The 1,082-nt window shown below is 37.7% G+C and carries 1 protein-coding gene; it reads left to right on the top strand.

Annotated features, from left to right (window positions below):
* Window positions 1-20: 20 nt before the first annotated feature.
* A partial coding sequence (locus tag JCM10991_RS15505) for a hypothetical protein (RefSeq protein ID WP_162149531.1) occupies window positions 21-1,082 on the top strand: 1,062 nt, incomplete at its 3' end.

The following is a 1,082-nucleotide window of genomic DNA, read 5'->3' as shown; positions in this document are numbered from 1 at the left end:
TCAAAGCTATTAATGATGCCGTGTCTGACTACCAAAATGCAAAAGCTCAATACGACAAAGACTTTGAAACTTATAAACAAAACCTTGTCAAATACGTACAAGATAAATTGGGTGGTGCATGGTCAGCATCACAAATTGAGAATCTTATAAAAAATGCACAAGGCAATTTAACTTACTTGTCATCAGGTAACAAATTTCTTAGTGCAGATTTGTCTGGGTTAGAAACGGTATCAATTTCTGATTTCGACAAGTATTTGAAATATGTTGCATCGGAAGCTAAGAAAAATGATGGGATAACCCAAATGAACTACAATAAGCATATAGATTCTGAAGGGCGTACCATTTGGAATGATGGTTACGGCGGGGAATACTGGTACTCTCCCGGTATTACTCCGACAATAAGTCATGCGGATTCAACTTCCGATTCTCGATTTTACGAACAACTGTATAAGGTAAAAAACGGTTCTAGCATTCTTTACAAAAACGCTATCAAGTCAAACGATGGTACTGTGTATGACGCCAAGTTAGTATTTGATGATGTTGGAGAAACGCCCGATGAATACCGGTACATTGGATTGGCAGTTGATATAAACAATCGTAGCGCTTTTCTTTTAGGTTTTGAAAACCTATATAATTATCACACGGAAGGACATTGGGAATTTTATAAAGCGGGGTCAAAAACTCAAACAACTATTCCATATTTATTAGTTGGAGTTGGAGATTTGGACTTTGACCAAGATGTTCTTGTTAAGGGGAACGTTGTAGGTACGTTAAATGGCTCTAAAGTAACTATTGACACGGATAATAGTTCTTACGCATATTATCGTGATAAGGGGACATACGGAGAAGGCTCAACTGAACAAGATAGACCAAACCAATCGTTTACAATGTTAAAAAATGTTGATACTTTCTCGTGGTCATGGCTTCCCCACGATATAGTAGGGACTTCCAAAGTTGGGTACAGTAACAAGGGTATGCCTGTATACGAATGGATTTCATTTGGTGCGGCCGACTTACCATTTGATACCCCACCAGTTTTAAAACAACCAAAAACTGTTACTTATTCCCTAAATGATGTGACA

It is taken from the genome of Ligilactobacillus equi DSM 15833 = JCM 10991 (assembly GCF_000615765.1).
GTDB lineage: Bacteria > Bacillota > Bacilli > Lactobacillales > Lactobacillaceae > Ligilactobacillus > Ligilactobacillus equi.
This window is presented reverse-complemented; position numbering and strand designations above follow the sequence as displayed.